Source organism: Streptomyces sp. NPDC059456, assembly GCF_042750055.1.
Classification (GTDB): domain Bacteria; phylum Actinomycetota; class Actinomycetes; order Streptomycetales; family Streptomycetaceae; genus Streptomyces.
The window spans coordinates 1-6,153 of sequence record NZ_JBHYVA010000520.1 but is presented as its reverse complement, the minus strand read 5'-3'; the positions used below and the strand labels follow the sequence as shown (position 1 = coordinate 6,153).

6 protein-coding genes are annotated in these 6,153 nt (G+C 70.0%); 3 read left to right on the top strand and 3 right to left on the bottom strand.

Going from position 1 to position 6,153, the window contains the following annotated elements:
* Positions 1 to 143 precede the first annotated feature (143 nt).
* A complete protein-coding gene (locus ACFXA3_RS32205) occupies positions 144 to 1,508 on the bottom strand; it encodes an MFS transporter (RefSeq protein WP_385192580.1) in 1,365 nt (454 codons plus the stop codon).
* A gap of 26 nt (positions 1,509 to 1,534) precedes the next feature.
* On the bottom strand, positions 1,535 to 1,972 hold the full coding sequence (locus tag ACFXA3_RS32200) for a MarR family winged helix-turn-helix transcriptional regulator (protein ID WP_030156888.1): 438 nt from the start codon (positions 1,970 to 1,972) through the stop codon (positions 1,535 to 1,537).
* Between the two features lie 118 nt (positions 1,973 to 2,090).
* Here ACFXA3_RS32200 and ACFXA3_RS32195 point away from each other — a divergent pair, with 118 nt between their 5' ends.
* Positions 2,091 to 2,273: a hypothetical protein gene (locus ACFXA3_RS32195; RefSeq protein ID WP_030156886.1), complete on the top strand. Its 183-nt coding sequence runs from the start codon at positions 2,091 to 2,093 to the stop codon at positions 2,271 to 2,273.
* On the opposite strand, the gene ACFXA3_RS32190 is transcribed toward ACFXA3_RS32195, so the two are convergent.
* Entirely contained in the window at positions 2,266 to 3,723 is a 1,458-nt protein-coding gene (locus ACFXA3_RS32190; protein ID WP_385192577.1) for an NCS2 family permease, read from the bottom strand. The genes ACFXA3_RS32195 and ACFXA3_RS32190 overlap by 8 nt on opposite strands.
* A 149-nt stretch (positions 3,724 to 3,872) precedes the next feature.
* Between ACFXA3_RS32190 and ACFXA3_RS32185 the strand changes: the two genes are divergently transcribed.
* Positions 3,873 to 4,169 carry a DUF2530 domain-containing protein gene (locus ACFXA3_RS32185; RefSeq protein ID WP_385192575.1) on the top strand — a complete coding sequence of 99 codons (297 nt, stop codon included), beginning with the start codon at positions 3,873 to 3,875 and terminating at the stop codon, positions 4,167 to 4,169.
* 134 nt (positions 4,170 to 4,303) lie between these two features.
* Positions 4,304 to 6,153, top strand: a 1,850-nt coding sequence (locus ACFXA3_RS32180) for an HAD-IC family P-type ATPase (protein WP_385192572.1), incomplete at its 3' end; no start/stop codon positions are given.

The window sequence follows — 6,153 nt, the reverse complement described above, 5'->3', positions numbered from 1 at the left end:
CCCGACCCCATGGGGTCGGGGGGGCTCGTTGTGGTGAATAACCGCCCGGGCCCCCCGCCGGCCCCCCGGGGGCGGCCGGCGGGGGGGCGGCCGGCCCGGGATCACGCCGGACGCGATCCCGGGCCGGCCCCGCCGGACGTCGCCTAGGCCGCCGCGACCAGTTCCCGGCTGCGCGCGGACGGCACGAACGTGACGCCGTGGCGGCTCACGCTCAGGCGGAGGTTGCCCACCCGGGAGAGGATCACCGCGATCGCCGCGGCGGCCGCCAGCGAGACGAGGCCGCCCGCGGCCATGCCGATCCGGGCTCCGTAGGTGTCCGTCACCCATCCGACGACGGGTGCACCGATCGGGGTGCCGCCGGTGAACACCATCATGTACAGGGCCATCACCCGGCCCCGCATCTTGGGGTGGGCGGCCATCTGGACGCTCGCGTTGGCCGTGACGTTGACCGTCAGGCCGAACATCCCGATCGGCACGAGCAGCGCCGCGAACAGCCAGAACCCGGGCGCGAAGGCCGTCACGACCTCCAGGGCGGAGAACAGCAGCGCCGCCGCGACCAGGAGCCGCAGCCGCGAGTGCCCGCGGCGGGCCGCCAGCAGCGCACCTGCCAGGGAGCCCGCGGCGATCAGCGTGTTGAAGAGCCCGTACGTGCCCGCGTCCCCGTGGAAGACGTCGCTGACGAACGCCGACAGCCAGATCGGGAAGTTGAACCCGAAGGTGCCGATGAAGCCGACCAGCACGATCGGCCAGATCAGCTCCGGGCGGCCGGCGACGTAGCGCAGCCCCTCGCGCAGCTGGCCCTTGGCGCGCGGCTGCGTCTCGACCGGCCGCAGTTCGCGGGTCCGCATCAGCAGCAGGCCGGCGACCGGCGCGGCGAAGGACAGCCCGTTCAGCAGGAAGGCCCAGCCGGAGCCGACGGCGGTGATCAGTACACCGGCGACCGCCGGGCCGACCAGACGCGCGGACTGGAAGTTCGCCGAGTTCAGGCTGACGGCGTTGGCGAGCTGGCCCTTGCCGACCATCTCGCAGACGAAGGTCTGCCGCGCGGGGTTGTCCACGACTGTGACGAGGCCGAGCAGGAAGGCCGCGAGGTACACGTGCCACACGTTGACGTGTCCGGCGAGGGTGAGCGCGGCGAGCGCGACACCGGTCAGGCCCATCAGGGTCTGGGTGACGATCAGCAGCGGCCGCTTGGGCAGCCGGTCCGCGAGGACGCCTCCGTAGAGGCCGAACACCATCATCGGCAGGAACTGCAGCGCGATCGTGATTCCGACGGCGGAGGCCGAGCCGGTGAGGGACAGGACCAGCCAGTCCTGGGCGATGCGCTGCATCCAGGTGCCGGTGTTGGACACCGCCTGTCCCATGAAGAAGAGCCGGTAGTTCCGGATCTTCAGCGAGCTGAACATCGAGTTGTTCTTGCCCGTGGAGCGTGTGGAGCGCGTCGGGCGCCCGGTGGTAGTGGTGGGTGTATGGCCGGGTGCGGAGTCTGCTCCGTTTCCCGTACTCAAAAGCGTTCGCCTCCTGGCGTCGTCTCCTACAGGTGCGCGAGCTTCTCCAGGACGGGCGCGGCCTCGCGCAGCTTGGCCCATTCGTCCTCGGTCAGCTCGGCAGCGAGCCCGGCCAGGAAGGCGTTGCGCTTGCGACGGCTCTCTTCGAGCATCGCCTCGGCTTCCTCGGTCTGGGTGACCACCTTCTGGCGGCGGTCGTCCGGGTGCGGCTGCAGCCTGACCAGACCCTTGGCCTCCAGCAGCGCCACGATGCGGGTCATCGACGGAGGCTGGACGTGCTCGCGGCGGGCCAGCTCACCGGGGGTGGCCTGGCCGCAGCGGGCGAGGGTGCCGAGGACCGACATCTCGGTCGGGCTCAGCGATTCGTCGACGCGCTGGTGCTTCAGGCGCCGGCCCAGCCGCATGACGGCGGAGCGGAGGTCGTTCACGGCGGCAGCGTCGTCGCCATGGGTAAGGTCGAGCATCTCTTTAGACTACCTCATTACTCTCTCTAAAGAACGCCATTTAACCGTGTCACTCGTACGGGTGAGTCGGCAGTGGAAAGCGACACGCTTCGGCGGTCTGTGCCACGACCCTTTCGGCATGGGGACACACGTGCTGAGCATGCGCATAGACGGGGAGCTGCTCGACCGCCTCCGGACTCATGCCGCGAAACGCGGAATGAGCGTCCAGGACTATGTCGTCCGGACGCTCATTCGCGATGACTTCGACGAGCGCTTCAAGGCCGCCGTCGACGAGACGGAGAAGTTCTACGGCCTTACGTGAGGCCGAGGGCCGGCATCGCGTAGTAGAAGACGAACACCGCGGAGACGGCGTACAGGGCCGCCGGGACCTCACGGCCCCGGCCGGTCGCCAGTCGCAGCACGCAGAAGCTGATGAAGCCGAAGCCGATGCCGTTGGTGATCGAGTACGTGAAGGGCATCATCACCATGGCCAGGAAGGCCGGGACGGCGATGGTGAAGTCGCTCCAGTCGATGTCCTTGACCGAGCCCGCCAGGATCAGGAAGCCGACCGCCACGAGCGCGGGGGTGGCCGCCTGGGACGGGACCATGGTGGCGAGCGGGGTCAGGAACAGCGCCACGGTGAACAGGCCGCCGGTGACGACGTTCGCGAGACCGGTGCGGGCGCCTTCGCCGACGCCGGCCGTGGACTCCACGAAGCAGGTGGTCGCCGAGGAGGAGGTGGCGCCGCCGGAGGCGACGGCCAGGCCGTCGATCAGCAGCACCTTGTTGATGCCGGGGAAGTTGCCGTCCTCGTCGATCAGCTTCGCCTCGTCGCCGACGCCGAGGATCGTGCCCATCGCGTCGAAGAAGCAGGACAGCAGCACGGTGAAGACGAAGAGGACGCCGGTCAGCAGGCCGACCTTGCCGAACCCGCCGAACAGGCTGACCTGGCCGACGAGCCCGAAGTCGGGCGCGGCCACCGGGTTGCCCGGCCACTCGGGCACGGTCAGGCCCCAGCCGGAGTCCGGCAGGCCGGCGATCAGCTGGACGGCCACGGCGACGACGGTCATGACCACGATGGAGATCAGGATCGCGCCGGGCGTCTTGCGGATCAGCAGGGCGAGGGTCAGCAGGACGCCGGCGATGAAGATCAGGACCGGCCAGCCGTGCAGGTGGCCGCCGGTGCCGAGGGTGAGCGGCACGGTGGTGTGCGCGGCGTCGGGGATGCGGGTGACGAAGCCCGAGTCGACCAGGCCGATCAGCATGATGAACAGGCCGATGCCGATCGCGATGCCCTTGCGCAGGCCGAGCGGGACGGCGTTCATGACCCGCTCGCGCAGGCCGGTCGCCACCAGCAGCATCACGACGAAACCGGCCAGGACGACCATGCCCATGGCGTCGGGCCAGCTCATGCGCGGGGCGAGCTGGAGGGCGACCACGGTGTTCACGCCGAGACCGGCGGCGAGCGCGATCGGGACGTTGCCGATGACGCCCATCAGGAGCGTGGTGAAGGCCGCCGTCAGGACGGTGGCGGTGACGAGCTGGCCGCTGTCGAGCTGGTGCCCGTACATGTCCTTCGCGCTGCCCAGGATGATCGGGTTCAGCACGATGATGTAGGCCATCGCGAAGAAGGTGGCGAAACCGCCGCGGACCTCACGGGCGATGGTGGAACCGCGCTCGGAGATCTTGAAATGGCGGTCCAGGGCGGACGCGCGCTCGGGGGCGGGGTCCGGGAGGGTGGCGGGCGCGGATGCGGGGGCCGACGTGCTCATACGGTCCTCTACGGTCCTCATTGCGGGGCATTGGGGGTTTCATACGAAGAAAATGGGCCAAGCCCACACCGTTTCAGTATGAACACATGAACGAAAGCCCGTCCATCTCCGCGCGTAGACCCCGTTTCGGCGCACCTAGACTTGAGGGCATGGCGAAATGGACTGCGAAGCACGAGGCGCCCGAGCCCCTGGAGGGCCCGGTCGTCGCGACCGTCACCGGCGGCACGATCATCTGGTTCGCCATGTTCCTGGTCCAGCTCCCCTTCTACGGCTGGTTCGCCGACCGGGACCTGCTCTGGTGGGTCTGGTGCTGCGCGGCCGGCGGCGTCCTCGGCCTCATCGGCCTCTGGTACGTCCGGGGCCGCGACGCCGCCCTCAAGCGGCACGCCGATGCGCTGGCCGCGCAGGAGACGGCATCCGGCCCGGCGGGCCCGGCCGCGGGCTGACGCGAGGCCGGAGCGGGCCGCGTCCGGAGCGGGCCGCTCCCGGGGCGACCGCAGGACGATTCCCCTCATCCCGAAGTCGGATCTTCGGACTTCTCGGCGGGTGAAGCGGTAAAACCCCCTTTACCGTCGATTGCATGACGCAGCGGGCACAGACCGACCCCAATGGTTCCGAGCCGGTCGCCACCGGAACCGCCATCGACGCGGGCGCCGAGCTGGACCCCGTACACCCCGTCCGGCCGCCCGCGCCACGCTTCAAGCCCGCCGGCCTGACCACCGCCGAAGTCGCCGAACGCGTCGCCCGCGGAGCCGTCAACGACGTGCCCGTCCGCAGCAGCCGCTCCACCGCCGACATCGTCCGCGCCAACGTCTTCACCCGGTTCAACGCCATCATCGGCGTGCTCTGGGTGGTCATGCTCATCGTCGCGCCGTTCCAGGACAGCCTCTTCGGCTACGTGATCATCGCGAACACCGGCATCGGCATCATCCAGGAGATGCGGGCGAAGAAGACCCTGGACGGCCTCGCCGTCATCGGCGAAGCCAAACCCAGCGTCCGCCGCGACGGGCGGACCGCCGAGATCTCCACCTCCGAGATCGTCCTCGACGACGTCATCGAACTCGGACCCGGCGACAAGGTCGTCGTCGACGGCTCCGTCGGCGAGGCCGACGGACTGGAGATCGACGAGTCCCTGCTCACCGGCGAGGCCGACCCCGTCCTGAAGAAGCCCGGCGACCCCGTCATGTCCGGGTCCTTCGTCGTCGCCGGCGGCGGAGCGTTCACCGCCACCAAGGTCGGCCGCGAGGCCTACGCCGCCCAGTTGGCCGAAGAGGCCACCCGCTTCACGCTCGTCCACTCCGAGCTGCGCTCCGGCATCTCCACCATCCTCAAGTACGTCACCTGGATGATGATCCCGACCTCGATCGGCCTGATCATCAGCCAGCTCGTCGTCAAGGACGACAACCTCAAGGACGCCATCGCCCGGACCGTCGGCGGCATCGTCCCGATGATCCCCGAAGGCCTGGTCCTGCTGACCTCCGTCGCCTTCGCGATCGGCGTCATCCGGCTCGGCCGCAAACAGTGCCTGGTGCAGGAACTGCCGGCCATCGAAGGCCTGGCCCGCGTCGACGTCGTCTGCCTCGACAAGACCGGCACCCTCACCGAGGGCGGCATGGACGTCACCGAGCTGCGCCCGCTCGGCGGCGCGCAGGACGCGTACGTCAAGAAGGTGCTCGGCGCGCTCGGCGAGTCCGACCCGCGCCCCAACGCCAGCCTCCAGGCCATCATCGACGCCTACCCGGACAGCGCGGAATGGCGCTGCACCGAGTCCCTGCCCTTCTCCTCCGCCCGCAAGTACAGCGGCGCCAGCTTCAGCGAGGGGGACGGCGAGAACAACACCTGGCTGCTCGGCGCCCCCGACGTCCTCCTCCCGGCCGGCGACCCGGCCCTCGACGAGATCAACGAGCTCAACGAACAGGGCCTGCGCGTGCTGCTGCTCGCCCGCGCCACGCGCGAGCTCGACGACCCGGCCGTCGGGACCGGCGCCCGGCCCACCGCCCTGATCGTCCTCGAACAGCGGCTGCGCCCCGACGCCGCCGACACCCTGCGCTACTTCGCGGACCAGGAGGTCCGCGCGAAGGTCATCTCCGGCGACAACGCGGTCTCCGTCGGCGCGGTCGCCGGCAAGCTCGGCCTGCCGGGCGCCGAGAACACCGTCGACGCGCGCAGGCTGCCGACCGAGCAGGCCGACATGGCCAAGGCCCTCGACGAGAACGCCGTCTTCGGGCGGGTCACCCCGCAGCAGAAGCGCGACATGGTCGGCGCGCTCCAGTCCAACGGCCACACGGTCGCCATGACGGGCGACGGCGTCAACGACGTGCTCGCGCTCAAGGACGCCGACATCGGCGTCAGCATGGGCTCGGGCTCCGAGGCCACGCGCGCGGTCGCCCAGATCGTCCTCCTGAACAACAGCTTCGCCACGCTCCCCTC

Bases quoted from the DNA above. Each gene is read 5' to 3' on its own strand.
- ACFXA3_RS32200 (WP_030156888.1), bottom strand. From the start codon at position 1,972: ATGCTCGACCTTACCCATGGCGACGACGCTGCCGCCGTGAACGACCTC.
- ACFXA3_RS32195 (WP_030156886.1), top strand. From the start codon at position 2,091: ATGGGGACACACGTGCTGAGCATGCGCATAGACGGGGAGCTGCTCGAC.
- ACFXA3_RS32190 (WP_385192577.1), bottom strand. From the start codon at position 3,723: ATGAGCACGTCGGCCCCCGCATCCGCGCCCGCCACCCTCCCGGACCCC.
- ACFXA3_RS32185 (WP_385192575.1), top strand. From the start codon at position 3,873: ATGGCGAAATGGACTGCGAAGCACGAGGCGCCCGAGCCCCTGGAGGGC.